Source organism: Capsulimonas corticalis (genome assembly GCF_003574315.2).
Classification (GTDB): domain Bacteria; phylum Armatimonadota; class Armatimonadia; order Armatimonadales; family Capsulimonadaceae; genus Capsulimonas; species Capsulimonas corticalis.
Map to the genome: position 1 here is coordinate 1,935,698 of NZ_AP025739.1, position 26,606 is coordinate 1,962,303.

The 26,606-nt window shown below is 61.2% G+C and carries 25 protein-coding genes; 15 read left to right on the plus strand and 10 right to left on the minus strand.

All coding sequences use genetic code 11. The features are described from left to right. Window positions 1-12: 12 nt before the first annotated feature. On the minus strand, window positions 13-2,223 hold the full coding sequence (locus D5261_RS08230) for a heavy metal translocating P-type ATPase (protein WP_119322579.1): 2,211 nt from the start codon (window positions 2,221-2,223) through the stop codon (window positions 13-15). A gap of 153 nt (window positions 2,224-2,376) precedes the next feature. On the opposite strand from D5261_RS08230, the gene D5261_RS08235 reads away from it, so the two are divergent. Beyond that, window positions 2,377-3,786 (plus strand): family 43 glycosylhydrolase, encoded by a 1,410-nt coding sequence (locus D5261_RS08235; protein ID WP_165864351.1) that lies wholly within the window; start codon window positions 2,377-2,379, stop codon window positions 3,784-3,786. 99 nt (window positions 3,787-3,885) lie between these two features. Here D5261_RS08235 and D5261_RS08240 read toward each other — a convergent pair whose 3' ends face one another. Further along, window positions 3,886-4,083: a hypothetical protein gene (locus D5261_RS08240; protein ID WP_125206084.1), complete on the minus strand. Its 198-nt coding sequence runs from the start codon at window positions 4,081-4,083 to the stop codon at window positions 3,886-3,888. Window positions 4,084-4,179: 96 nt separating this feature from the next. Continuing rightward, window positions 4,180-5,031 carry a DUF1559 family PulG-like putative transporter gene (locus tag D5261_RS08245; protein WP_165864350.1) on the minus strand — a complete coding sequence of 284 codons (852 nt, stop codon included), beginning with the start codon at window positions 5,029-5,031 and terminating at the stop codon, window positions 4,180-4,182. A 454-nt stretch (window positions 5,032-5,485) separates the two neighbouring features. Here D5261_RS08245 and D5261_RS08250 point away from each other — a divergent pair, with 454 nt between their 5' ends. From D5261_RS08250 to arfA, 5 genes are all read left to right on the plus strand, one after another. Next, a complete protein-coding gene (locus D5261_RS08250) occupies window positions 5,486-6,304 on the plus strand; it encodes a DUF1559 family PulG-like putative transporter (RefSeq protein ID WP_119322576.1) in 819 nt (272 codons plus the stop codon). 264 nt (window positions 6,305-6,568) lie between these two features. Further along, the gene (locus D5261_RS08255; protein WP_119322575.1) at window positions 6,569-7,336 is read left to right on the plus strand and encodes a prepilin-type N-terminal cleavage/methylation domain-containing protein; all 768 of its coding nucleotides are present in this window, start codon (window positions 6,569-6,571) and stop codon (window positions 7,334-7,336) included. A gap of 42 nt (window positions 7,337-7,378) precedes the next feature. Next, complete coding sequence (locus D5261_RS08260) at window positions 7,379-7,888, plus strand: DUF1573 domain-containing protein (RefSeq protein WP_119322574.1); 510 nt, start codon at window positions 7,379-7,381, stop codon at window positions 7,886-7,888. A gap of 84 nt (window positions 7,889-7,972) precedes the next feature. Beyond that, window positions 7,973-9,478: an alpha-N-arabinofuranosidase gene (locus D5261_RS08265; protein ID WP_119322573.1), complete on the plus strand. Its 1,506-nt coding sequence runs from the start codon at window positions 7,973-7,975 to the stop codon at window positions 9,476-9,478. A gap of 120 nt (window positions 9,479-9,598) precedes the next feature. Beyond that, a complete protein-coding gene (arfA, locus tag D5261_RS08270; protein WP_119322572.1) occupies window positions 9,599-11,113 on the plus strand; it encodes an arabinosylfuranosidase ArfA in 1,515 nt (504 codons plus the stop codon). A gap of 153 nt (window positions 11,114-11,266) precedes the next feature. Here arfA and D5261_RS08275 read toward each other — a convergent pair whose 3' ends face one another. Continuing rightward, window positions 11,267-12,334, minus strand: coding sequence for a substrate-binding domain-containing protein (locus D5261_RS08275; RefSeq protein WP_125206083.1), 1,068 nt, complete (start codon window positions 12,332-12,334; stop codon window positions 11,267-11,269). A 288-nt stretch (window positions 12,335-12,622) separates the two neighbouring features. Here D5261_RS08275 and D5261_RS08280 point away from each other — a divergent pair, with 288 nt between their 5' ends. The 3 genes from D5261_RS08280 to D5261_RS08290 are packed head-to-tail and all read left to right on the plus strand — an operon-like array spanning window position 12,623 to window position 15,767. After that, window positions 12,623-13,915 carry an ABC transporter substrate-binding protein gene (locus D5261_RS08280; protein WP_125206082.1) on the plus strand — a complete coding sequence of 431 codons (1,293 nt, stop codon included), beginning with the start codon at window positions 12,623-12,625 and terminating at the stop codon, window positions 13,913-13,915. Next, window positions 13,912-14,907, plus strand: coding sequence for a carbohydrate ABC transporter permease (locus tag D5261_RS08285; RefSeq protein ID WP_119322569.1), 996 nt, complete (start codon window positions 13,912-13,914; stop codon window positions 14,905-14,907). The genes D5261_RS08280 and D5261_RS08285 overlap by 4 nt, the downstream gene beginning before the upstream one ends. A 14-nt stretch (window positions 14,908-14,921) precedes the next feature. Further along, on the plus strand, window positions 14,922-15,767 hold the full coding sequence (locus D5261_RS08290) for a carbohydrate ABC transporter permease (RefSeq protein WP_119322568.1): 846 nt from the start codon (window positions 14,922-14,924) through the stop codon (window positions 15,765-15,767). 13 nt (window positions 15,768-15,780) lie between these two features. Here the strand turns inward: D5261_RS08290 and D5261_RS08295 are convergent, their stop codons facing one another. After that, the gene (locus D5261_RS08295; protein WP_165864349.1) at window positions 15,781-18,978 is read right to left on the minus strand and encodes an AfsR/SARP family transcriptional regulator; all 3,198 of its coding nucleotides are present in this window, start codon (window positions 18,976-18,978) and stop codon (window positions 15,781-15,783) included. A gap of 409 nt (window positions 18,979-19,387) precedes the next feature. Here D5261_RS08295 and D5261_RS08300 point away from each other — a divergent pair, with 409 nt between their 5' ends. From D5261_RS08300 to D5261_RS08325, 6 genes are all read left to right on the plus strand, one after another. Continuing rightward, window positions 19,388-20,209: an alpha/beta fold hydrolase gene (locus D5261_RS08300; protein ID WP_119322724.1), complete on the plus strand. Its 822-nt coding sequence runs from the start codon at window positions 19,388-19,390 to the stop codon at window positions 20,207-20,209. A 24-nt stretch (window positions 20,210-20,233) separates the two neighbouring features. Next, window positions 20,234-21,103: an alpha/beta fold hydrolase gene (locus tag D5261_RS08305; protein ID WP_119322566.1), complete on the plus strand. Its 870-nt coding sequence runs from the start codon at window positions 20,234-20,236 to the stop codon at window positions 21,101-21,103. Further along, window positions 21,100-21,858, plus strand: coding sequence for an SDR family NAD(P)-dependent oxidoreductase (locus tag D5261_RS08310; RefSeq protein ID WP_119322565.1), 759 nt, complete (start codon window positions 21,100-21,102; stop codon window positions 21,856-21,858). Before D5261_RS08305 ends, D5261_RS08310 begins: the two co-directional genes overlap by 4 nt. A gap of 30 nt (window positions 21,859-21,888) precedes the next feature. Beyond that, window positions 21,889-22,248 (plus strand): hypothetical protein, encoded by a 360-nt coding sequence (locus D5261_RS08315; protein WP_119322564.1) that lies wholly within the window; start codon window positions 21,889-21,891, stop codon window positions 22,246-22,248. A gap of 166 nt (window positions 22,249-22,414) precedes the next feature. Continuing rightward, on the plus strand, window positions 22,415-22,696 hold the full coding sequence (locus D5261_RS08320; RefSeq protein ID WP_119322563.1) for a type II toxin-antitoxin system Phd/YefM family antitoxin: 282 nt from the start codon (window positions 22,415-22,417) through the stop codon (window positions 22,694-22,696). Next, window positions 22,686-23,006, plus strand: coding sequence for a type II toxin-antitoxin system RelE/ParE family toxin (locus tag D5261_RS08325; RefSeq protein WP_119322562.1), 321 nt, complete (start codon window positions 22,686-22,688; stop codon window positions 23,004-23,006). Before D5261_RS08320 ends, D5261_RS08325 begins: the two co-directional genes overlap by 11 nt. A 14-nt stretch (window positions 23,007-23,020) precedes the next feature. Here the strand turns inward: D5261_RS08325 and D5261_RS08330 are convergent, their stop codons facing one another. The 5 genes from D5261_RS08330 to D5261_RS08350 all read right to left on the minus strand — a co-directional run bounded on the left by D5261_RS08330 (window position 23,021) and on the right by D5261_RS08350 (window position 26,555). Next, on the minus strand, window positions 23,021-23,428 hold the full coding sequence (locus D5261_RS08330) for a polysaccharide deacetylase family protein (RefSeq protein ID WP_218025647.1): 408 nt from the start codon (window positions 23,426-23,428) through the stop codon (window positions 23,021-23,023). A 39-nt stretch (window positions 23,429-23,467) separates the two neighbouring features. Then, window positions 23,468-23,917: a polysaccharide deacetylase family protein gene (locus D5261_RS08335; RefSeq protein ID WP_218025646.1), complete on the minus strand. Its 450-nt coding sequence runs from the start codon at window positions 23,915-23,917 to the stop codon at window positions 23,468-23,470. An 86-nt stretch (window positions 23,918-24,003) separates the two neighbouring features. Next, on the minus strand, window positions 24,004-25,032 hold the full coding sequence (locus D5261_RS08340; protein ID WP_119322561.1) for an aldo/keto reductase: 1,029 nt from the start codon (window positions 25,030-25,032) through the stop codon (window positions 24,004-24,006). Between the two features lie 9 nt (window positions 25,033-25,041). Continuing rightward, the gene (locus D5261_RS08345; RefSeq protein WP_119322560.1) at window positions 25,042-26,241 is read right to left on the minus strand and encodes an MFS transporter; all 1,200 of its coding nucleotides are present in this window, start codon (window positions 26,239-26,241) and stop codon (window positions 25,042-25,044) included. Further along, the gene (locus D5261_RS08350; protein ID WP_119322559.1) at window positions 26,238-26,555 is read right to left on the minus strand and encodes an ArsR/SmtB family transcription factor; all 318 of its coding nucleotides are present in this window, start codon (window positions 26,553-26,555) and stop codon (window positions 26,238-26,240) included. Before D5261_RS08350 ends, D5261_RS08345 begins: the two co-directional genes overlap by 4 nt. Window positions 26,556-26,606: the final 51 nt, after the last annotated feature.

A 26,606-nucleotide genomic window follows, 5' to 3' on the forward strand; every position in this document is an offset into this window, starting at 1 on the left:
CTCCCTGCGCCTCTACCGCAGCCGCGCCGTCTTGAGGCGCAGGGAGTTGGTGACGACGGTGACGCTGCTGAAGGCCATGGCGAGGGCGGCGATCGTGGGGCTGAGCAGGCCCAGAGCGGCCATCGGGATGCCGATAATATTGAAGATGAACGCCCAGAAGAGGTTCTGGCGGATAATCTTCATTGTGGCGCGCGACAGGATGATCGCGTCGGCGACGCCGTTTAAGTCGGCGCGCAGCAGGGTGATGTCCGCCGCCTCCATGGCGACATCGGCGGCGCGGCCCATGGCGACGCCGAGATCCGCTTGCGCGAGCGCGGGGGCGTCGTTGACGCCGTCGCCGACCATGGCGATGGCCGGGCCGTTTGCCCGCCATTCGCGCAGGGCCGCGACTTTGCCGTCGGGGCGCACGCCGGCGCGGACTTCAGTAACGCCAAGCTCCGTGGCGACGGCCTGGGCGACGCGCGGGCTGTCGCCGGTGAGCAGGGCGACCGAAATCCCCATGCCGGCAAGGCGCGCCAGCGCCGCCTTCGCGCCGGGACGCACGGTGTCCGCGACCGCGACGACGCCCGCTGCGCGCCCGTCCACGGCGACGATCATCGCCGTCTTGCCCTCGGATTCCAATCGGGCAAGATCCTGCGAGGCGGCGCTAGAGAGGGCGATCTCCCATTCTTCGCACATTCGCGCGGTTCCCACGAGAACGGCGCGGCCGTCCACCGTCGCGCGCACTCCCTGTCCGGCAAGGCTGGTAAACTCGGTCGATGTACCCGGCAACGCTTCGGCGTCCGCCTGCGCGACGATCGCGCGCGCGAGGGCGTGTTCGGAAGGCCGCTCGGCGGCGGCGGCGATTTGCAGCAATGCGCCGCGCTCCCAGCCGCCGTAAGTGACGATCTCGGTGACGACGGGGCGGCCCTCGGTGATCGTGCCGGTCTTGTCGAAGACGACGCGGCCGATCTGATGCGCGCGCTCCAGCGCCTCGCCGTTCTTGATCAGGATGCCCAGCCCCGCGCCCCGGCCAGTTCCGACCATGATCGCGGTGGGCGTCGCCAATCCCAGCGCGCAGGGGCAGGCGATGACCAGCACCGCGACCGCAGGCGCGAGCGCGCCTGCGATTCCGGCGTGCAGGGCGAAGAACCAGACGAGAAATGTGACGAGCGCGATCCCCAGCACCGCCGGTACGAAGACGGCGGAGACGGCGTCGGCAAGGCGCTGCACTGGAGCCTTGCTGCCCTGCGCCTCCTCGACCAGCCGCACCATTTGCGCCAGCACCGTCGCGTCGCCGGTCGCGGTCGCCCGGTAAAGCAAGGCGCCGCTTGTGTTGAGCGTCCCTCCGATCACGGCGTCGCCGGTCGCCTTGTCCACCGGCATGCTTTCGCCGGTCAGCATCGCCTCGTCCACGGCGGACGCGCCTTCCACGACCGTCCCGTCCACGGCGATCTTCTCGCCCGGCCGCACCCGGATCACATCGCCGGGCGAAATCTGATCGAGAGGAATCTCCCGCTCGGCGCCGTCGCTTCCGACTACCGAGGCCGTCTTCGGCGCCAGCGCCGCGAGGGAGCGGATCGCGTCGGACGCCCGCCGCCGCGCGCGTCCTTCCAGCCATCGTCCCATCAAAATCAGCGTGACGATCGTCGCGCTCGTCTCAAAGTAGGTTCTGGGGTGGGGCGATGACAACAGCTCGGCCAGGCTGTAAAAGTAGGCGGCGCCCGATCCGATCGCAACCAGCGTATCCATCGTGGACGCGCCGCCGTGTCGGAAGGCGCTCCAGGCGCCGGCAAAGAACTGCCGCCCGAAGCCAAACACGACCAGCGCCGTCAACACGGCGAACGTCCAGAGCAGCCAGGACGTTTGTCCCATCCGGTCCATTGCGACCGATGTCATTCCCATCATGGAGAGAACGAGCACCGGCAGCGTCAGAATGGCCGCGCCGATCAGATTGACCAGCACGGCGTCGCGCCTAGGCGTTTCCTCCGCGCGCGGCTTCGCCGCCGTAACCGGCGCCGCGCCGAAGCCGGCCTTTTCCACGGCGGCGACCATCGCCGCCAGCGTCGCCTGCCCAGGATCGTAGGTGACCCGCGCGCGGTTTGTCGCCAGATTGACGTCGGCGTGATCCACGCCCGTCACCTTCCCCAGCATTCGCTCGATGCGCCCGACGCAGGAGGCGCAGTGCATCCCCTGAATCTCCAGCGTGCAGACCGCCGCGTCTTTGCGAGTAGTGCTTTCCATAACACTAATATACCCCCAAGGGGTATATTAGTCAAGTCTGCGAGAGTCTGTGCTGTAACCAAATTTATCAATTGGTGTAATTGGTATAAAAATGGGATTGACGCGCCGATCTCATCGTGATATCATGAGGACATGCAAAAACGAAATGGTTGGATGAAGAGGCGGCCGGCCTTTGTCGCGGCGGTCTTGATGGCGTCCGCGGCGGCTCGAGCGTCCGCGGCGCAGCTGTCCGGGGATTTTGGCGCGCACGATCCCTCGCGGGCGATCCGCTGCGACGGCAAGTACTATTTTTACTGCACCGGGCCAAACTGCCCGGCGCGCGTCTCCACGGACCTGCGTCACTGGACGGACGCGCCGCCGGTGCTGCGCGGCGTCCCGCAGTGGGCGCATCAGCTGGTCCCGCAGGCCAAGAAGGACGACACGTGGATCTGGGCGCCCGACGTCATTTCCGTCGGCGGCCTGTACTATCTCTACTATTCGTTTTCGACCTTTGGCAGCAAGACGTCGGTGATCGGCCTGGTGACGAGCCCGACGCTTGACGCCCATAGCCCGCGCTGCCGCTGGACGGATCGCGGCCTGGTAGTCGCATCGAACGGCGACTCGAACTTCAACGCCATCGACCCCGCGCCCGCCTTCGACGCTCAGGGAAACCTGTGGCTGACCTATGGATCGTGGAACGCCGGCGGGATCCAATTGGTCCCATTGGATAAGAAGACGGGAAAGCCGGCGTCCAAAAGCTATTTTCTGGCCGGCGGGCAGGCGGCGGGGCCGGAAGCGCCTTATCTCCACTACCGCAAGCCGTTCTATTATCTCTTTGAGAATGAGGGCGTGTGCTGCCAGGGCGTCAAGAGCACCTATCGGATCATGATGGGACGATCGCGCTCCATCACCGGTCCCTATCTGGATAAGAACGGCCGCGATCTCGCGCGGGGCGGCGGCTCGCTGTTCGCCGGCGCCCACGGGAATGAAGTGGGACCGGGCCATATGGGGATTGTCGCCAAAGACGGGCAGGATTGGTTTACCTACCACTATTACGACGCCCGGCAAAACGGCCGCCCAATGCTGGGGCTGGACCTGCTTGCCTGGACCGCCGACGGCTGGCCCAAGGCGCCGTTTACGACATCCCAATACGCGCTCGCCGAGGGCGTCTACGTCATCGTGTCCAAGGCCAGCGGCCTGGCGCTGTCCGTAGGGGGCGACTCGGCCGACGGCGCGTCACTCACGCAGGCGGTCTACGCCAAGGGCAAATCGCAGCAATGGCGCGTGACCCACGCCGGCGACGGCCTTTGTCGAATCACATCGATCGGCTCCGGCAAGGTGATGGACCTGTGGCGGTGCAACGGCGCCGACGGAACGAAGATCGACCAGTACCGCTGGCTGGACAACCCCTGCCAGCATTGGAAGATCGAAAAGGCGGCGGGCGGCTTCCGCATGGTCTCGCTCGGCGGCGGCGGCGCGGTCAGCGTCGCCGGCGGCGCGAAGACGCCCGGCGCGGCGATTCAAGAGTTCCAGTTCCGTGGCGGCGATCATCAGATCTGGCGATTTCAGCGATTGGGGAATTAGGGAAGAATCGGTAAATCGCTCAAAAATGCAAACGGCCCCGGCTCCCAATCATGGAAGTCGAGGCCGTTTGTATTTTCGAGCGGCGCAAACAAGCGCCGGCTATTTGTTGGAGGAAGGTCCGCCGGGGACTCCGCTGCCGGGAGGGCCTCCGGGGGCGGCGGGGGCTTGTGCGGAGGGGTTTGCCTTGGTGTAAGTCGTGCTTTCGGGTTGATGCCCACAGCCGGCCATGGCGGCGAGCAGTCCCCCGGCGAGCAGAGCCGCGCCCATCGCGCGGGCGTATATTCGAAACGTATTCAATCGATTTCCTCTTGGCTTGTCTTCAGCGCTCATGCAAAAAGGACACTGGGCCCGGAAGAGCCGCAGTGTCCTTGAGGCCGTACGGATGCGTCGTCGTTATTTGTAATGCGCTTGCAGCTTCTGCATTCCCTGGAAGATGGAAGGCTCCGATCGGTCGCAGTTGATGGAGACATCGGCGCAGACTCCGGGCGGGTTGCTCTGCGGCAGGCTGGTGGGGTTATTGGTCGCGTTGGCGGTGCCGCCCCACATGTTGAACTGGCTCGCAATGGGCAGGTTCGGATCGCTGATTGTTTGCGTGGGCCGCATGGCCTTCACGTGGCCATCGCAGAACACCAGGTTCATCAGTCCGGTGTGCCCGGCGAACAAGGCCGGCTGACCGAATGTCTCGGCGGCTCCGGTGTTGCCGAGATAGTCTGGATCGGCGTTGTACCAGACGACATCCGGCCACAGCGCATTGGACTCGGCGATGATGATCTTGGAGGCGGGCGTGTCGACAGACCCGATGCTGACCGCGCCGGCGCCGGCGGCGTCGAAGCCGTTGATCTCGCCGAGGCGTGGGTTCATGCCGTAGGAGATGGTGTACGGCGAATCGCTGGCGTCGCCGCTGTTAAATCGGATCTTCTCCTTCAAGGAGTTCGAGGGACATTTGAAGACGTCAAGGCTCTTCAGATACGGCGTGATATAGTCAAACCAATAGGTGGCGTATGGTTTGGGCGGATCCAGACGGCGCAGCGCGGGATACTTCTCGTCGTAATCCTGGACGTATTGCAAAAATCCCAATCCGATCTGTCGCTCGTTGGAGGCGCAGGAGATCTGCCGGGCCTTTTCGCGGGCTTTGGCGAAGACGGGGAACAGGATCGCCGCGAGAATCGCAATGATAGCGATGACAACGAGAAGCTCGATCAAAGTGAAACCTTTGAGGCGAGACTGATTGACTTGAAGTGCCATGATTTTCTCCACTAAGACTCGGCGATTAAGAATTTTATTACCAATATAACCAATTGTTGCAATTAGTTTCTCCCATTGTATGACTTTAGCCGTGATCTGTCAAGAAGAAATTATCCCGCGTTAAGAATTTATTTTCTCGCTCAACAAAATAATTGGTTTTAAATTGGTCTAGTTCTGGCTCCGGGCGGCGGAACAACGGGTACTTTCGACAGCTATTGGCGCGGAGCGGGAATGCTGATAATGAACGCTGGGGCGGGTGGGGTTGGAAATTGGACGCTCGTGGGCAATAGGACCAATGCGGAACCGGTTTTCTGATACGCGCAATAAAACCCAGCCCGTTTTCAGAATCGGCTTGACAGCAGCAGATCCAGCGCTTATAATAGTCATAACCAATACGGTTTAATTGGTAAAAATGGTAATTTCTGCTGTTTGCGTTAAGCATCGGAGGAGGCCTATGGAAAGCCAGTCAAAGACGTATCGTGATTCGGGGTTCACATTGATTGAACTCCTCGTTGTTATTGCTATCATTGCAATATTAGCCGCCATTCTCTTTCCCGTGTTCGCGCAGGCCCGCGAAAAGGCCCGCGCGATTTCGTGTCTCTCCAATTTGAAACAGATCGGTCTGGGGCTGATCCAGTACTCGCAGGACGTGGACGAGCAGCTGCCGCCCGCCTGGATCGGCTATTCGACCGATCCTTCGATTAGCGTCGGTTTTCCCGGCAAGGCGCGCTGGATGGATGTCGTTCAGCCCTATGTGAAGAGCACCGCGATCTTTACCTGCCCGGACTCGAACACCAAGTATGTTCCCGTTCCCTCGGGAAGTAAAGTCAACGATGTTGACCCCGTCAGCGGCGTCAAGTATGAGTTTGAGAACGGCGGCTACGCCATGAACACCACATACTTTTCCGCCGATGACGCCGCGCAGCCGCCGACGCCCATTCCGGATGTCCCCAGCGAATCCTCCAAGAACCTCGCCAGCATTCCGGACCCGGCCGGCACGCTCTATGTCTTTGACTTCATCAACGCCGACTGCTCGTTCCAGTGCGTGTGGGGCGGCATCACGATTGGTTGGGCGCAGCCGACGATCGACACGGCGGCCCACCCGCGAACGCTGGGAGTGGGCGGACTGCTGAGCGAACTGCACCAGGGCCGCGTCAACTCCCTCTTCTGCGATGGTCACGCCAAAGCCGTCACACTGGACTATATGACGGAAAAAGCGACCAGCGGCCCGACCGCCGGCGCTTACAAGCACTTTACGATCAACGACGATTAATTTGGCCTTCGTTCCAACGCGCGTCCCGCCGGCCCTTCGCTTCTGATGATCAGAAGCGAAGGGCCTTTGTTATGTGATCCGCCGAAGAAATGACTTGAACCAATTTAAACCAATTTTTCCGGTATGTTTGCTAAAATAATTATTTTAGATTCCGAATCCGCTTGACAGAAGCGAAATTTCCCTATATAATAACTAAACCAATAGAAACAATTGGTTTAAATGGTAACGAAAGATTTTTATTCCTGATCGGCACCGGAGAAAATTATGGCAATTCGAACCCAAGGGCCTCGTCAAAAAGGCTTCACGTTGATTGAGCTCCTCGTTGTGATCGCAATCATTGCGATTCTCGCGGCAATCCTGTTCCCCGTCTTCGCTAAAGCCCGCGAGAAGGCTCGGCAAACATCCTGCGCTTCCAATCTCAAGCAAATCGGTCTGGGAATGCTGCAATACGTTCAGGACAACGACGAGACGCTGGCTCCGCAATTTTTAGGCGGCTATGTTCCTTCTAATCCCGCCACCGGGTCGTACAAATGGATGGACATGATCTATCCTTACGAGAAGAACACGCAAATTTTTAGCTGCAATGATAAAACTTCGAACCAGTTTATCTATTATAAGAACGAGACTCCGGCGGAAGCGGCGACTTGGGACTGGATGGGGAGCTATGCGCTCAACGTATCCTACTGGGGCAGCAAAAATAGCGTCAACAAGCACCATCCCACCTACGATTCCGACAGCGTAAACCCGGATCAAGGCGCAAATACCCTGGCGAACCTCCCCGTCCCGGCGCAGACCATTTGGGTCACGGATGGAAACTGGTTTACCACGGGATGGTATGACGTGCCCCAGAATCCCGTCGGCCCGTGGACGGAAGCCAATAACGGATTTGACGCCTCCGCGGCTCGCCACACCAATCGTGTCAACGTTCTGTGGTGTGATGGTCATGTCACGTCGCCGACTCGCGATTATCTGGCGACCCCGGCAAACGACAACTCGGGCGCCTACAAGTATTGGACTACCGAAGACGATTAGTTCCTGCGGGATCGGCTGCCTTTGGGATAAAAACGGGTCAATATGATGCGTATTCAGAAGGTTGTGATCTTTGTCCTGCTCGCGGCGCCGTTCTTCGGCGCCGCGCAGCTTGCGGCGAGCGCATCGCCGAGCGCTCTCTCCGCCAAGCTCTCGCCGATTCCACAGGCCGGCCTGGTGGTTGCGCCCGTCGGCGGCGTTCACGCGCTGGCGGCGAATGTGGGAAGCGTCGATGTGGGGACGGTGGGCGCGCAAGAGGCCGCTGTCACGCGCGATTTTGTATTGAAGAACGCCGGGAGCCTGCCGCTGACGATCACCGAGCTTCAGCCGTCCTGCGACTGTACGAGCGCGGTGTTCGACCCTGCTCCGCTCGGGCGCGACGCTCGGGAGACGCTGCTGCCCGGCGGGCGGGTGACGGTCAAGATGACGGTTCGTCTTTCCGGGCGCGGGCCGGGAGAGTTTACCCATTCGATTTTTGTCTGCGTAAAAGATCGGCCGCAGAATGTCGCCATGCTTCAGATTGTCGGCATCCTCAAGACGGCGTCGAAGCCGTGAATATTGGGGGCCATAATATTTGGGAATGATGAGACTTCTCCGGATCGGCCGGAACCATTGTCTCATTGAGGAGCCTGGACATTTATGTCGCGATCATCGGTAGTAGTTTGTACGGACGAAGTTCTCGGAACGATCTCTCCCCTGCTCTACGGGCACTTCGCCGAACATCTGGGGCGCTGCTGTTACGACGGCCTCTGGGTCGGTCCCCAGTCGCCGATCCCGAACAAAGGCGGATTTCGGGTCGATGTGCTGGATGCGCTGAAGCGACTGGGCGTCCCCCAGCTGCGCTGGCCGGGCGGGTGCTTCGCGGACAGCTACCATTGGCGCGAGGGGATTGGGCCGCCTGAGCGGCGTCCGCGCACCCTGGCGGAGAGCTGCGGGCATCAATCCGTGGAGACCAATCAGATCGGGACGCACGAGTTCATGGCGCTCTGCCGCGAGATCGGCGCGGAGCCGTATCTCGCGGGCAATGTGGGATCCGGATCGCCGCAGGAGCTGATGGAGTGGGTGCAGTACTGCAACGCGACAGCCGACACGACCCTGGTGCGCGAGCGCGCCGCCAACGGGCATCCCGAGCCGATGAACGTGCGCTATTGGGGCGTCGGCAACGAGAGCTGGGCGTGCGGCGGCAACTACGACGCGCTGGATTACGCCAAGGAGTTCAAACGCTACGCGACATTTATCAAGCAGGTCGACCATGGCGTGCAGCTGGTCGCCTGCGGCGATCATAGCCCGGAATGGAACGCCAAGGTCGTGGAGGCCAATTGCCGCCATCTGCACCTGATGGACCACCTCTCGATCCATCGCTACTGGGCCGGCGGCCACTCGACGGATTTCAGCGAGGCCGAGTACTACCAGCTCCAGCGCGGTCCCGATGTGGTGGACGGCGATATTCGGGCCGCCGACGCCATGCTGACCTATTTCGAGAGGCCGGGCCACAGGATCGGCATCGCCTTCGACGAGTGGGGCGTCTGGCATCCCGACGCGACGATCGCCTCGGACTTCGAAGCGCCCAGCACCCTGAGCGCCGCCGTGACGGCGGCGGGCGTGTTCGACGTCTTCCACCGATGGAGCGGCCGGCTGACCATGGCCAACATCGCGCAGATCGTCAACGTCCTTCAGGCGCTGATCCAAACGCAGGGCGAGCACATGTGGCTGACGCCGACCTACCATGTCTTTGCGATGTACGCGGCGCATCGCGGGGCGCGGGCCGTTCGTACGGAGATTACGGGCGCCGACATGCGGGCCATGCCGGCGGTGCGCCAGCCGTTCCCTGTGCCGCAAATGGAACCGGGAACGCTCAGCATGCTCTCGGCGTCCGCATCCATCACTGACGGCGGGGTCGCGATCAGCCTCAGCAACCGGCATATGACGCAAACGCAGGAAGTCGAGATCGAATTGCGCGGCCGGACGGCGACGCGCGCGGTGGCCTCGATTCTGTCCGGAGACGGCCCAAACGCGTGCAACTCCGCGGCGCAGCCCAGCCGAGTCGGGCCGAGCGAACACGTGATTTCGGTCACGGAAGGCAAGATCATTATGGCGCTGGCGCCCTGCTCCGTGCAGACCGTGATGGTGAGCGATCGTGGTTGATACCAATCAAGTACCAATGTTACCGGTAATTGAATATCGGTCTTGACAGGCTCCCGTGATTGTGTTATATATTGTCTTAAGACATACAGAATTACTATCAAATATTTTGAAAGAAAAATAATGAAGACAGCTACTTTTATCGCCCATCCTGAGTTCGAAGTCGGAGCCGTCGATCCGCGCCTGTTCGGCTCTTTTATCGAGAATCTCGGCCGCGCCGTTTACGGCGGCGTCTATGAACCCGGCCATCCGAGCGCCGACGATCAGGGGTTCCGCCAGGATGTCATCGAACTGGTGCGCGAACTGAATGTCCCGATCGTCCGATACCCTGGGGGCAACTTTGTTTCAGGATACAACTGGGAAGACGGAGTCGGCCCTCTCGCGGATCGTCCCCGCCGCCTGGAGCTGGCGTGGCGCACGATTGAGACCAATGCTGTTGGAACGAACGAATTTGTGGATTGGGCCCGCAAGGCGAACACCGAAGTGATGATGGCGGTCAATCTGGGAACGCGCGGCGCGGACGCCGCGCGCAATCTGGTGGAGTACTGCAATCATCCCGGCGGAACGGCGTGGAGCGACCTGCGCGTCAAGCATGGCTACAAGGATCCGCACAAGATCAAGACCTGGTGTCTGGGAAATGAGATGGACGGTCCCTGGCAGATTTGCAGCAAGACCGCCGAGGAGTATGGACGCGCCGCCGCGGAGGCGGGCAAGCTGATGAAGTGGGTGGACCCGACGATCGAGCTGGTCGCCTGCGGAAGCTCCAGCTCCAACATGCCCAGCTTCCCGGCGTGGGAGTCGACGGTGCTCGACCATACCTACGAGCATGTCGATTTCATCTCGCTGCATCAGTACTATGGCAACAAAGATAACAGCCTGCCGAGCTTCCTGGCGCGATCCGTCGATATGGAGCGCTTCATTAAGACGGTGACATCGACCTGCGACTTCGTGAAGGCGAAGAAGCGCAGCAAGAAGACGATGAACCTGTCGTTCGATGAGTGGAACGTCTGGTTCCATTCCAACAACGCCGACGCCGAGCTGGCCCCGTGGCAGATCGCGCCGCCCCAGCTCGAAGACATCTACACCTTCGAGGACGCCCTGGTGGTCGGCCTGATGCTGATCGCCCTGCTGCGCAACGCGGACCGGGTCAAAATGGGATGTCTCGCGCAGCTGGTCAACGTCATCGCGCCGATCATGACGGTCAACGGCGGCGGGATCTGGCGGCAGACGATCTTCTATCCCTTCGCCCACGCCTCCCAGTACGGACGCGGCGTCGCGCTGGACCTCCGCATCCAGTCGCCCGCATACGAGACCACGGACCTGGGCGACATCCCCTACATCGACGCCGTCGCGACGATGAACCCGGAGGATGAGAGCATTTCGATCTTCGCCGTCAGCCGCGCCCAGGGCGAGCCCTTCACCCTGGAAGGCGACCTGCGCTCCTTCGCCGGCTACGAAGTGACCGACCACATCGTCCTGGCGCACTCCGATCCCAAGGCGACGAACACGCTCGCCAACCCCGACAACGTCGTCCCGCACTGCGGATGCAGCAACACACGCTTCGAGGACGGCCGCCTGACCTCGCTGCTCACTCCGCTGTCGTGGAATGTGATCCGGCTGGAGAAGTCTCGGAAGTAGGGGAAGAGGCCCTCACCCGGCCCTTCGCCAACTCTCTTCATTCGGGGAGAGGGTTAGGAGTAAGATTTGGATCAAAGATCCAAACAAAAAATCCCTCTGACTCCCCCTCTCCCAAAATTGGGAGAGGGGGCCGGGGGGTGAGGGCCTCCCCTCCTACGCCGCGCCTATCTCCGCTCCGTCTCCCGTGGCCGGCGCGCTGGTATTGTCGCTGAACCACGCCAGCGGGTAGCGGACCAGGCGGCCGACGGAGATGGGGGAGCTTCCCAGATTGCGCAGCTCGGCGACGGCGTCGCGGGCCATCGCCTGGATGGGGATGGCGAGCGAGTGGATGTCGAGCGCCTTGTCCGCGACGATCGGGAGTCCGTCGAAGCTGACGATCATCAGGGATTCGGAATCGCGGGAGGAGTGCTGGCGCAGGCCGGCCCGGAAGCCGACCGCGAGCCAGTCGTTGGTCACGATCACTCCGGTTTGCTCGCCGGTCTCCGGCAGGCTCCACTCCAGGCCAAGCTTCAAGCCCGCCGCATAGCTCAGGTGGCTGTCCACAAACGACAGCGCGATCTCCGCGCCCGCGCAGAACTCCTGGCAGCCGCTCCAGCGATCCTGAGACGAGGGAATGTCGTGACGGCCCACATAGACGATCCGGCGGCAGCCGCGGCGCGCCAGGAACTCGGCGGCGTCGGCGCCGGCCTGCTTGTCCTCCAGCATGAAGATGCTGGCCCGGCGGCGGGGACGCATGTCCGGACTCATCAGAAGGCCGACGACCGGTGGATCGCTCGGGCGCAGATCGTCCACGATCTTCTGCCCCGCCAGTCCCAGGGTGATGGCGCCGTCCTCCAGGCGATACGGTCCGCCGCCCGCCCCGACGCGCTCGATCATGCAGCGCGCGCCTTCGGATTGCAGATTGTCCTGGAGACATTCGAAGAGATACGAGACAAAGGGGTCGCTGCCAAGCTTGAGCCGCTCGTCGATCAGCACCGCGACGCGATGCAGCTGCGTCTTATCCGGCGACAGCGCATACGTGCCGCTGCCGATCTTCTGCTCGATCAATCCTTCGGCGCGCAGGCTCGCCAGAATCGTGCGCAGCCGGGGACGGGAGATCTGAAGCTGCTCCGCGAGGTCTCGCTCGCTGGGAAGCCGCTGGCCGGACATTTGCAGGACAAGGCCGCGCACCTTTTCCTCGACGATTTTATCGATACTGGCTTTCGATGACTGGTTATTCATGAAATACAACGGATACGTATTCGGAAACACGTTTTCTTATTCGGCGGGGATCGCACAATTCTCGCGTTGCGCGTGGTATCTTATACGGTGACAATCCGGATTGTACCATTTTTTTCGCCGAAGCGTATCGCCTCTCTGAAGAGAATTGGTAGCCCAATAATTAGAATTGGGCGAATTTATCGCATATTGGTTGTTGACACGGCAAAGTCCGTGTGCTATGATGGGGAACAATCGGAAGGGTGGGTGCGCAGCCGTCGTCCCAATCAAGGCCGGCTCAAACGCGTCGCTATGTATCAACGTCTTTTTCGCTGCTGTATCAATGCGACTGTTACCATTCTGCTGGCTGCGACGCTGAGCGGGTGCCGCCCGGCGGGAAACGCCACGCCCGAAGCCGGCGGCAAAACGGTGATCAATTTCTGGAATGGTTTTACCGGTCCGGACGGCAAGACCATGGGCAAAATGGTCGCCCAGTTCGAACAGGAAAATCCCGATGTCCAGGTCAACATGCAGCTGATCCCCTGGGGGACCTATTACGATAAGCTGACGCTGTCGCTGGCCTACGGGGGCGCGCCGGACGTCTTTATCATGCAGGCGGCGCGCTTTTCGGAGTACGCCTCGTTCCACACGCTCAAGCCGCTCTCCGGCCAATACCAGTCCGACAAGACGCCGCTCGGCGCTCAGGACTTCGCGCCGGTGCCGTGGCGTGAAAGCTACTACCAGGGCGTGCAGTACGCGCTGCCGCTCGACATCCATCCGATCGGGCTTTACTATAATACAAAGCTGTTTCGGGATGCGGGGATCGTGGATGAGCACGGCGACGCGAAGCCGCCCGCGACGCTGGACGAGTTTCTTGCCGACGCGAAGAAGCTCACGAAAGATACGACCGGCAATGGGCGCACCGATCAGTGGGGATTCGTCATTACCAATGAGCACTCCAACTGGCTGACTTTCGCGCACCAGTTCGGCGGCGATATCGTGACGCCGGACGGCAAGCACGGCGCGATGTCGTCGCCCGAGGCGCTCCAGGCGACCCATCTGATGTGCGACTTGATCTATAAAGACAAAGTCGCGCCGAAACCCGAAGGCGTCGACGCCTGGCTGGCGCTGCGCCAGGGCAAGGCGGCGATGGCGATGGAGGGCATCTATATGGTGCAGTCTCTGGAAGAGCAAAAGAGCCTCCAGTTCGCCGGCGCTCCCATTCCCCAGTTTGGGCCGAAGCAAGGCGTCTGGGGCGGAACGCATCTTCTCTGCCAGCCGGCGGACATCTCGCCGGCGCAGTCCAAGGCGGCGTGGCGATTAATGCGATATATCTCCGATCACAGCCTGGAGTGGGGCAAGGCCGGGCAGATCCCCGCGCGCGTCGCCGTCGAGCGGTCGACGGCGTTCCAGGCGCTTCCCGTACAGGCCCAGTTCGGCAAACAAGTGGACTATGTCGTCTATGACCCACAGATCCCGCGGGCGAACGCCCTGAACCAATTCGCCGATCCCGCCATTGAGGCCGCGCTGCTGCAATTGCAAACGCCGGAAGACGCCATGCGCGACGCGGATCGCCGCATCGACCAGCTCCTGAAACGACCATGAGCATCACCATCAAATCCACATCGCTCAGCTCGGCCAAGCCGGCGGCCGTCTCTCGCGCCGCCGCGCCGGCGGCCGCTCCTCGCCGCGACGACCGCTGGAGCGGCTGGCTCTTCGCCCTGCCGCACTTCCTGCTGTTTCTCGTGTTCCTGCTCGCGCCGACCCTTTTTGGTCTGTACCTGTCGCTGCACAACTGGCACGTGCTGGCGAAGCATCATCCCTTTGTCGGACTTGCGAACTATCAATCGGCGCTTTCCGACGATATCTTCTGGCTGGCGCTGCGCAACACGGCCTACTTCGTCATTCTGGCTGTGCCGGCCGGCAATCTGGTCTCGCTGCTGCTGGCGCTCGGGCTTGCCGGGGTGAAACGCTTCGCCACATTCTATAAAGTGGCGTTCTATCTGCCGGTCGTCATCTCCATCGCCGTCGTCGCGGTGCTCTGGCAGTGGCTGTTCAACACCCAGGTCGGCCTGCTCAACCTTTATCTGGACGCCGCCGTGACCGGCCTGCGTCATCTTGGCTTGCCGCTAGCGCCGTTCGAGCCGATCCCCTGGCTTTCCAACCCGCACATGGCGATGCCGTCGATCGCCTTGATGTCGATCTGGTGGGGCGCCGGCGGTAATATGATCCTGTACCTCGCCGGCATCAACAACATCGCCCCGGATTACTATGAGGCGGCGACCATCGACGGCGCGAACGGCTGGCAGCGCTTCTGGGCGATCACCTGGCCGCTGCTGAAGCCGACGACCTTGTTCTGCCTGGTCTTCTCCGTGCTCGGGGCCTTCCAGGTCTTCGGCCAGTCTTATGTGCTCTATGGCGGCGCTTCCGGCCCAGGCCGCGCGGCGCTGACCATGGTGCTCTATATGTACCAGCAGGGCTTCAGCCAGTACGAGATCGGCTACGGCGCCGCGATTGCGTACCTGCTGTTCGCGGTCGTCCTGATGCTCACGGGCATCCAATTCTGGCTGTTCTCCGGCCGGAAGGCGAAAGACTGAGGAATTTCAAGTTTATGGCGAGATTTTTAGGCCAAACGCAGATCGTGCTTCACGCGATCCTCCTGCTGATCGCCTTCCTGTTTGTCGCTCCGCTGATCTGGATGGTGACGACATCGCTGAAGGCCCCCGAAGATATCATCAACGGCTTGGGCGCGATGCGCTGGCTTCCGCATCCGGCGACGCTGGCGAACTTCCACCAGGTTCTGACGAACGTGCAGGAGTTTCCCGTTTGGCGCTGGACCGGCAATAGCCTGTTCATCTCGCTCGCGACGACGCTGCTGATCGTCGTGGTCGATTCGCTCGCCGCCTTCTCCTACTCGCGCCTCTCCTGGAAAGGGCGAGATAAGATCTTCGCGATGCTGGTCGCGACGATGATGGTCCCGGGCCAGGTCCTTCTGATCCCGACCTATCTGCTGATCCGCAACCTGCAATGGTTCGACACCTACTGGGCGCTGATCATCCCCGCCGCCAGCAGCGCCTTCGGCGTCTTTCTGCTGCGCCAATTCTTTATGACGATCCCGAAAGAGCTGGAAGAAGCCGCGCGTCTCGACGGCTGCGGCCCGCTCGGCGTCTTCCGGCACGTGATCTTGCCGCTCTCCAAGCCCGCGATCGCCACCCTCGCCATCTTCACCTTCATGGGGACCTGGAACGCCTTCGAAGGCCCGCTGATCTTCACGAACAGCCAGGAGATGCGCACGCTGCCGATCGGCATCACCATCTTCCAGGGCCACTACAACGCCGAATACGGCCCGCTGATGGCCGCCGCCACCCTGGCCGCGATCCCGATCCTGATCGCCTTCTTGATGTTCCAGAAGCACATCATCAAGGGGATTTCCCTGACGGGGCTCGCGGGGCGGTAAAATCGGCGGGCGCTCAGTCTGTGGGAAACGCGCCCGCCTGCTCCCATCCCATCGCCTGCCCTTCGGCCCAGGCGGCGGCAAAACGCTCCTCGCCAAACGCGGACCGCGCTTGCTCGACCTCGCGGGAGTAATCCTCCTGCTGGCGAGTGGGCAAGGGCGCATGAACACTTTCTCGCAACTGCTGCGCTGCTCCCCACATACGCGCGGCTTCTGAAAAGTCGCACTCCCTCTGCATGAGGGAAGCCATTCCCTCCAGCCCCGTCGCCAGGCCTGCCTGATCTCCCAACTCTCTGCGCAGGAGAATCTCCTGCTCCTGAAACGCCCGCGCCAAAGAGTAATCTTCCTGCTTCTTATAGACAAGAAACAAACACCGGTAAGAACGAGCCATCCACCACTTATCATCCAATTCGCAAGAAATGGCGAGGCCTTCTTCATAGTATGCCCGGGCCGCATCGTATTCGCCTTGATTATAAGCCAGCACGCCCAGGCTGTTGAGCTCCATGGCAATCCCCGTCTTGGCGTTGATCTCTCGATAGAGGATGAGACTCTGCTCGTAGTACTTCTGGGCCGAGACATAATCGCCTTGAAGATGAAACATCGTTGCCATGCCGTTGAGCTGCATCGCGCTTCTGCTCTTATCGCCCAACGCCTGATAGATGAGCAGGGATTCTTCAAATAACGCCCGCGCCTCATCAATATCCTGCCGCACGACTCTGCCATGATCGTGATTGTAGATCAGCATCGCCAGAGCCCTGAGTTCTCCCGCGATTTCCGCGGGATCGCCTGTCTCCCGAGCAATGTTCAGGCTTTGTGCAAAATACGCCCGCGCTTCCTCGTAGTATGTCTGCGCTGCGGCTGCGTCGCCTTGCAAATGAGCCACATCATTCAGATAGTCGAGCGCTCTGCTCGCGTCCTTTCTGTCGTTCAACGCGCGAAAAACGATCAGACTCTGCTCGTGATGCGTTCTCGCTGAGACGTAATCCGATTGACGGACAGCGAGAATCCCTGCGCCTTTGAGCGCCACTCCTCGCGCCTTCGTCATGCTGGGAACGCTCTCGCGTGATAGCGCTCGATGCAGAAACGCTCTTCCCTCCCGATAGAAGTGGCGATTAGACCAGAAACGCCAGAGCGCTCCCGCCAGACGCAGGCCGGCCTGCGTCCCCTTTGCATCCTGTTCATACCCCGCGAGCGCCGACCGCAAGTTGTCGTAGTCTCCCTCCAGGCGCCGCAGGGCTTGCTCCAATTCGGCCCCCTCAACCGTCGGCAGATCGGCCTCTTCCGCAATCTTCAGAAACCAATTTCGATGTCTGCCGCGAACGATATTCTCTCGCCCGCTTTCCGCAAGCCGTGAAGCCGCATACTGGCGCACCATCTCCAGCAGGCGAAAGCGGCCGCAGTCTGCCTGCGTGGCGTCGAAGACCACCAATGATTTGTCGACCAGCGATGTCAGCAGGTCCAGAATCTGACTGGCCGGTGTATTCTTATCCGAACAGACGCCCTCCGCCGCCTCCAAACTCCAGCCGCCGGAGAAGACAGAAACGCACGCCAGCAAACGCTGCTCTGCGGGACTGAGCAGCGCATAAGACCAGTCGAGCGTCGCTCGCAACGTCTGCTGACGAGAATGAGCCGCCCGATTTCCGCCAGTCAGAAGCCCCATCTGATCATCCAAGCGCGCCGAGATTTGCTGAACCGTCAGCGATCGGGCGCGGGCGGCGGCAAGTTCGATCGCGAGCGGAATGCCCTCCATGCGGGCGCAGAGATGAGCCACCGCTTGCGCATTGTCCGGGGTCAGGGCGCGCTCCTTCTGCTGGCTCCAGGCTCGGTCCACAAAAAGCTGCACGCTCTCGTAGCCCGCCAGAACACGCACGAGTGTTGAGGGAACTGTCGGCAGATGCGCGGGATCCGGTGTGGAAAGGGCAGGCGTCACCCACACTGCCTCCCCAGTCACTCCCAGCGCCTCACGACTGGTTGTTAAGAGGCGCAGCCCCGCGCACTCTTGGAGAAGGGCTCCCGCTGTCTGCGCGCTCGCATCCAGCAGGTGTTCGCAGTTGTCCAGCACCAGCAACAACTGCTTATGACGGATGTGGCGGATTACGGTATCCAGATAGAGCTCGTTGGTTTCTTCTTTCAGACCAAAGACTGCCGCGATCTGACGCGACAGCATCGTTTTATCCGTCAAAGCATCAAGGCCGACCAGCCATACGCCATCGGGATGCTCGGGCGCCGCGTGCTTGGCCGCCTCAATCGCCAGCCGCGTCTTGCCAATGCCGCCGGATCCGGTAATCGTCACCAGTCGAGAGCGGCGCAGCAGTGCGGCGAGCTCCTCTCGCTCGTCCTCGCGTCCGATGATGTTCGTGAGAGGGTGGGGCAGATATCCCGTCACTCTCGCGCCGGTCGCTTCCGGGCCAGCTGCTTTCGAATTGGATGCGGCTTTGGCGGCTGGCGCGGCGGTTTGGGAAGCGCGCTTTTGCGCCTCGGCCCGCAGTGATGTATAGAGTGTGATGGTTTCTTTGTCGGGAGCCGCCTGTGGATCGTCCCTGCGCAGAAGACGCAGAAAAGATCGGTAGACATCCATGGCGGCGTTGCCGTCTCCGCTCTGCGAAAGCGCCTGCATCAATCCTCGCTGGGCGGCCTCCCATTGGGGGCTAATGCGTGTCGCTCGTCGGAAATAATCGGCCGCGCCGCCATAATTCCCCGCCGTCAGCGCCATCTGCGCCAGGGTTTGCAGCGCCCGCAGACAATCCTGCTCCCGCGCATTTCGTTCCTGGGACGCCCATTCCTCCAGACAGCCCTCCAGCAACGGGCCTGTGTAGAGGGACACTGCTCGCTCCAGCGACCCTGGTTTTTGGCTGATCAGCGCCGCATCGAACTCCACCAAATCTACGACTGCCCCTTCAAGATCCAGGCGGAGGGTGTGGCGGCTTGGCGTTTGCAGGCGCCGGGCCTCGACTCCCAGCGTCCGGCGCAGATCGCTTAGGATGGGATTGAGGTTGACGGCGGCCTGATCTGGATAGGCGTCCGGCCAGAGCGCCTCGGTCAGCCAGGCGCGCTCGACGGCGCAGTCGCGCCGCAGCGCCAACAACGCCAGCACCCACAGTGTCTTGCGGGAGCGCTGCGGCGGCAGAAGGCGTCCCTCCACAAGCACCTGCATCGGACCGAAAAATGTCAGGGTCAGCGGAGTCGTGTCGGTCTCCAGCGCGTTCATAGCCATGAGACTTTTCTCCATCCTTGCGATATCGACATTGGGTGCGGCGAGAGGCAGTTTTGGTCTGACCAAAACTGCGCCCCAAGAATAGTTTACCAAGGAATCGATTTTGAAGAATGGAGTTCGAGCGCCCGGAACGTTTTTTCTCACGAACCGGACGCTTGCGGGAACGTCGGGCGGAGATAATCAACCCATGCGATTGATGCTGATAAGGAGAACAACGATCATGAACGATAGCGCAAACATCCACTCGGAGCCTGCCGCCCTCAACGCTCCGATCTCCCGCCGCAACGCACTGATCATGGGCGCCGGAGCGGTGGCCGCCGTGACGATCCTGCCCGCGCTCGGCCTGGGCGCCCACAACACATCGGCCGCGAATGCGGCCTCTTATCCCGCACGCAAAGGAGCACATGATATGGACACGATCACGATGAAAGACGGCGCGAAGATCTACTACAAAGACTGGGGAACGGGCCGCCCCGTCGTCTTTTGCCACGGCTGGCCTTTGAGCGCCGACGCTTGGGACGCCCAGATGCTGTTTCTCGCGAACCACGGTTATCGGGTCATCGCCCACGATCGGCGCGGTCATGGGCGCTCCAGCCAGACATTTACCGGCAATGACATGGATACATACGCCGATGATCTTTCCACACTGATCGAAACGCTCGATCTGAAGGACATCACGCTGGTCGGCCACTCCACCGGCGGCGGGGAGGTGGCGCGCTATGTCGGCCGCCACGCCTCGCCGCGCATTGCCAAAGCCGTTTTGATCTCCGCAGTCACCCCGATGATGCTTAAGACCGACGACAATCCGGAAGGCGCGCCGCGGGAAATATTCGACGGAATCCGCGCCGGGGTGCTGGCCGACCGGGCGCAGTTTTACCATGACTTCAGCATGCCGTTCTATGGCTACAACAAGCCGGACGCTAAGATTTCGCAAGGCGTCCGCGACTCGTTCTGGCAACAGGGAATGATGGGGTCGCTCGCCAGCCAATATCAGTGCATCAAGGCGTTCTCCGAGACCGACTTCCGGGGAGATCTGGCGAAGTTCACCTTTCCCACGCTCGTCATGCAGGGCGATGGCGACCAGATCGTTCCGATCACGGTGGGATCCCTGCGGACGGCGAAGCTTGTGAAGGGCGCAACCCTCAAGGTTTTCCCGGGCGCGCCGCATGGCCTGTGCACCACGCTGGCCGATCAAGTCAACGCCGAGCTTCTGGCGTTTATCCAGGCCTGACGAGATTCCGAGAGGATCGAAGACATGGACCGTAAACCTTCCTTCACTGAGCATTTTATTCCCCGGGAACAGGGAAGAGTCTATGCACGCGAGTACAAAGGCGCTGGCCCCGCCTTTGTGCTCATGCACGGCTTTCCCGACAATTTACACATCTACGACGATCTGATTCCCTATCTCGCCGCCGCCGGGCGGCGCGTTGTCGTGTTCGATTTTCTGGGCTTCGGCGCTTCCGACAAGCTTCCCGGCGCCGTTTACAGCTTTCCGCAACAGCTTGGCGACCTCGAAGCGGTGGCTGAGGCGCTGGACCTTGACCGATGCATCCCGGTCGCCCACGACTCGTCCGGGCTGGCGGCAATCAACTTTACTCTCGCTCATCCAGAGCGCGTCGAGGCGCTGCACATTCTCAATTCCGGTTATGACGATGCGTTTCCCATTCTCTGGCCGGAGATGGTGACGCTCTTTGCGACCAAAAGCCTGAATGCGCTGAGCGGCGCCATCGCGCAAAGCCCCGCGCAGTTCGGATGGCTGCTCGGATGGCAAAAGAATCTGTTTCGGTACGCGCTTCCGGAGAGCCAGCAGGCGCATTTCGACGAAGGCGTCGGGGCGCTCATTGCCGACAACTTCATTCAGGCGCCAAGCTCCGGCCCCGCCTTCGTGCAGTTGGCGTCTCAGTTTTTCGAAGAACTTGCGCGAAACACCCAGCGCCTGCCTGAACTAAAGGCGCTCGACATCCCAGTCAAGGTGATCTGGGGAGAGTTCGATCCTTACATCACTGCGGACGTCGCCCGGGACCGCGCGTCCCACTTTTCACACGCCTCACTGCGCCTATTGCCGGCGGGGCACTGGCTGCAATCAGATATGCCGGAAGAAGTCGCTAAGGAGATGCTTTCATGAATATCCACGGATCTGTTGCGCTTGTCACCGGCGCCCACGGCGGCATCGGGCGCGCTTTTGTCGCCGAACTGCTGAAGCGGGGCGCGGCGAAAGTCTACATTACGGCGCGCGACCCCGCCTCGCTCTCGGCTTTGCTGGAGAGCGGGGACCATCGTCTAGTGCCGCTGACGCTGGATGTGACCGATCCCGCGCAAGTCGCCGCCGCAGCTGTCGCCGCGTCGGATGTGACGCTTCTCATCAACAACGCCGGCTACGCCGCCTTCGAAGGCGCGATCTCGGCGCCCGACCTGACATACGCGCGCCAGGAGATGGAGGTCAACTACTTCGGCCCCCTCGCGATGACGCGCGCTTTCGCCCCGGTCCTCGCGGCGTCGGGCGGCGGCGCCATCCTCAACATGCTCTCGATGGTGTCCCTGGTGAGCCTGCCCGTGGCGGCGACGTATTCTGCATCCAAGGCGGCGTTTCTGTCCGTCACACGGAGCATCCGGGCCGAACTGACGGCGCAGGGAACGCCGGTTGTCGGCATCCTGGCGGTTCAAACGGAAACGGAGATGGGCGCAAAACTGCCCGAGCCTCGCCTCACACCGGAGGAAGTCGTCTCCGACGCCCTGGATGCAGTCCAGGCCGGCGCCAACGAAGAGATCGCCGCCGGCGCTCTCTCCCGCAACGCCTACAATGCCTTCACGGCGGACCCCAAGGCGCTTCAAGCCAAGATGTCCACCCGCCTGCCCCAGGCAGTCCGACCCGCAAAATAACTCGCGAATATTCGCAAGAGGAGAATCACAATGTCCGAATCAATCCAGCGCGGCGCGAATGTAGAAACACTGCCGGAACTCGCCGCCGTCACCGTGCCAACGACCAAAATCCTGGCGATCGGCAACGTCACCGCCAAAGGGATGCCCGCCGATATCGCTCCCATCCTCCCGTTTGAAGTCCGCGACACGGTCCGTCTCCATCTGTCCGGCGTCATCGAGCAGTGGTTCTTCCAGACGGAATCGAACGGCGTCGTCTTCCTCCTGAATGTGACGACCGCCGCCGAAGCGCACGAAATCCTCGAAAAGCTCCCTCTCGGCGTAGCCGGCATGATGGAATTTGAGCTGATCCCGCTTGGCCCGCTCAAGCCGCTGGGGATGTTGCTGGGCTAGCTAGCCGCCTCCAGACACGTAGTATGGATACGGCAACAGCCTGGAGTTGCTGTATCCAGCATCGCGAGTTGTTTCGCCCGACGAATTCCTCCCAACAGACTTGACATAACATCACGGGATCGAGTAGCATGAAATCAGCATGATTATCGCATGAAGGGAGTCTTCCATGGCGAACCTGGTTAACTCATATTCCCTGACGGACTTTCAGCGCCACGCTCGAACGTATATCGAAAATATTAATGAGACCCACGAACCCATGCTCCTTACCGTCAACGGCAAGGTGCAGGCGGTATTGGTGGATCCTGTGACGTATCAGGAGACTGAGGCGAAACTGGAGCAAGCCCGGTTCATTGCCGCAATCCGCGCGGGTGAGCAGGCCATTCAGGAAGGCCGAACGCGTTCCGCAGAAGAAGTGTTCGCCGATCTGAAGGCCAAATATGACTTTTAGTGTCGAGATTACCGCTTCGGCCAGCGACGATATCGCTGACGTGGCGACGTTTATTGCCCAGGACTCCGAGCCGTCCGCCGCGAAGTGGCTTGCCGGCCTGCAAACCCTCATCTTCTCTCTGCAAGACAACCCCGGCAGATTTGCGGTTATTCCCGAAGCGGTAGAACTTCAAATAGATTATCGCTTCGTCCTTCACCACTCCCATCGCATCGTGTTTCGGATCGATGATGCAAACCGCATCGTATACGTTGTTCGTGTTTATCATGGCGCGCGAAACCCGCTTACGAATGAGGATGTTTCTCGCGAATAAAAGAAAACTTGTTGTCAGCCCTCCAAATAGTTCGCGTTGTACCAGTCGGCGATCTCGCTTCCTGTTGCCAGCCACACGTCGGCGTGGGAAGCGATGTGGGCGAGCGCTTTGGCGAAGTGCTTGCTGCGGTGAGGGTGGCCGATTAAAAAGGGGTGGAGGCAGATGGACATCACTCGCCCTGTTTTTGCGCCGTCTTCATAGAGAATGTCGAACTGATCGCGGATCGTTTGTGCGAATTCTTCGCCGGTTTGTCCTTGTTCCAGAAAGGCCGCGAAGTCGTTGATCTCGACGGAGTAGGGGAGCGACAGCAGGGAGCCTGTCTTGACGCGCATGGGGTAGGGTTGCTCGTCGTTGACCCAATTGGCGACATATTGGATGCCGGCCTCGGCCAGCAGATCCAGTGTGTGATGGGTTTCGGTCAATGCGGGGCTGAGCCAGCCGCGCGGACGCGTTCCGGTGCTTTACTCAATCGCGCTGACGCCGGTTTGTATGATTGAGCGCTCTTCATCCTCCGGTTGGCTGTTGATGACCGTGGAGTTGTTGGCGCCGTGGCCCATCCACTCCCAGCCGAGCGTCTTTCCGGCTTCAATGATGCGTGGGTAGTATTCGCAGACATCCGAGTTGAGCGCCACTGTGCCTTTGACCCCGTACTTCTCCATCACTTCCATCAGCCGCCAGATTCCGACGCGCACTCCGTAGTCACGCCAGGAATAGTTCAGCACGTCGGGGACGAAGCCTGTGGTCCATTGGATGATGGAGCTGGAGGGTCGGTCGAATAAGAAGTGTTCGATATTGGGAATGACCCACACCGCGATTCTTGCGCCGTTCGGCCAGCGCAACGGAGGGCGGTCGATGATGGGGGAATATGGAAAACGATCGTGCTGCAGCGGCGCTGCTGATGTTTGCGGCATTTTCTCTTTCTCCTGGACTTTTTCTCCTCTACAGAGTGGTCCATTCCAGATTGCGTCAATGCCGGAATGGACCGTGGGGGCCGTTCTTACTTCACGAGCTTCGGGTTGCGCTCCTCGAAGCCAGCGGTCACGTAGTACGGATATGGCAACGGCTTGGCGCTGGCGGCGTCTAATATCGCGACTTGCTCCAGCGTCAGATTCCAGCCAACCGCGCCGAGGTTCTGCTTGAGCTGTTCTTCGTTGCGCGCTCCGATCACCACGTTGGCGACCGTCGGGCGCTGGAGCAGCCAGTTGAGCGCGACTTGCGGGATCGTTTTTCCCGTCTCGTGAGCGACGATCTCCAGCGCGTCCACCACGGTATACAGATATTCTTCGTCGACTTCCGGGCCGCCCGCCGCGCCGCCGCTGGCCATTCTTCCTTCGGTGACCGGCTGGCCTCGGCGGATCTTGCCGGTGAGGCGTCCCCATCCAAGCGGGCTCCAGACCATCAGGCCGACGCCCTGGTCCGCGCCCAGCGGCATCAATTCCCATTCGTACTCGCGCCCGATGAGCGAGTAGTAGCCCTGATACGCGACGTAGCGCGCCAGGCCGTTCTTCTCCGATGTCGCCAGGGATTTCATGACCTGCCAGCCCGAGAAGTTCGAGGCGCCGATGTAGCGGATTTTGCCGCTTTGAATGAGGTTGTCCAGCGCGCTCAGCGTTTCCTCAACGGGGGTAAGGCCATCGAAGGCGTGCATAAAGTACAGATCGATGTGGTCCGCGCCAAGTCGCTTCAGGCTCTCTTCCACGGAGCGAATGATGTGATAGCGCGAAGATCCCTGATCGTTCGGGCCGTCGCCCATCGTGAATGTGCTCTTGGTGGCGATCAGCGCCTGGTCGCGCTTGCCGCGCAGCGCTTTGCCCAGGATCTCCTCGGAAGCGCCGTGCGAGTAGACATTCGCGGTGTCGAAGAAGTTGACGCCGGCTTCCAGGCAGATGTCGATCAAGCGGCTCGCCTGCGCGACGTCCGTATCGCCCCATTTGGAAAAGAACTCGCCTACGCCGCCGAAAGTCGCCGTGCCGAAACTGAGGGCGGGGACCTTCAGGCCCGAGCGTCCAAGCTGTCGATATTCCATATTTTCTCCTTATGCGCTGATGATGGTTTCGTATTCGCTTGCTGGAATTGCCTCCGCGACGGCTGGTTTGGGCTTGGCTGTCCACACGAATGCGCCGGTGACGACCAGGCCGACGATGGAGATCGCGACGCCGGAGAGCGGGACGCCGTGCAGACCCAGCGTGGAGGCGACCGCCAGTCCGCCGATCCAGGCGCCCAGGGCGTTGCCGAGGTTAAATGCGCCGATATTCATGGTGGCGATCAGGCTTGGCGCGGCGCTCCCGACGGTCATGGCGTTCAATTGCAGGGCCGACGCCGAGGCGAAGCAGACCGCGCCCCAGACGAACAGCGTGAGCTCAGTGGGAATCACGGAGGCGCTGACCCAGTAGAAGACCATCAGCAGGACGCCGATGACGGCGGTGGCGCCCAGGAGCGTCGCGCTGAGCCTTCGGTCCGCGAGCTTGCCGCCGACGAAGTTGCCGACGGTCATGCCCACGCCGATCAGCAGCAGCGTCAGGCTGACGCCGTGGGGCGAAACGTGGGTGATGCCCTGAAGAATGGGCGCGATGTAGGTGAAGAGCGCGAACATGGAGGCGCTGAACAGCACGGTCATCGCCAGCGCCGTCCAGACACGGACGGAGCGGATCGCCCGAAGCTCTCGCGCCAGATTGGCGGGTTCAGCGTGGAGGTTGGCGGGCAGCAGGAACAGCAGGGCGAGAAACGCGACTACGCCGATGCCGGAGACGGCCCAGAACGTTGCGCGCCAGCCCTCGGCCTGTCCCAGCGCGGTTCCCATCGGAACGCCGAGCACGTTGGCGAGGGTGAGGCCAGCGAACATCATCGCGACCGCCGACGCCTTCTTGCCTTCCGGGGCGAGGTCCGCCGCCGTGACGGAGCCGATGCCGAAGAAGGCGCCGTGGCAGAGCGCTGTAATAATTCGGGCGCCCATCAGAAGCGCGTAGTTTCCGGAGACCGCGCACAGGAAGTTTCCGAGGACAAAGATGCCCATCAGGATCAGCAGCGCCCGTTTGCGCGGCAGCCGCGAGGTCAGCATCGCCATGATCGGCGCGCCAATCGCGACGCCCAGCGCATAACCGGCCACGAGGAGGCCCGCTGTGGGGATAGAAACGCACAGGTCGTGCGCGACGTCGGGCAGCAGCCCCATAATGACGAACTCAGTCGTCCCGATTCCAAAGGCCGCGATGGCGAGCGCGAGCAGTGCGAAATTCATTCTTGGTGTTTCCTGTGATGCTGAAAGATGCTGTGCAGCAGGCCGGGGAAGTGCTCGTCGATCTCCGCTTTGCGCGCGGTGTTGACGACCTGCACCCCCTTCTTTTCCGAGTGGATCAGGCCCGCCTCGCGCAGAATCTTGTAGTGAAACGAGACTGTTGACGGCGGCAAGTGCTCGCAGGACTGGCCGCAGTTCATGCCGTCGCATCCCATCAAATTGAAAAGGATGTCGCGGCGCGATGGGTCGGACAGCGCGTACAGAATGCCGTCGATCGTGATATCCTCGGCGGCCGGGTGGTGAAAAGGTCTGGCCATGGAATTGCTCCGTACTTCGTTAATTCCGTATTTCAATATTATTGTACTATT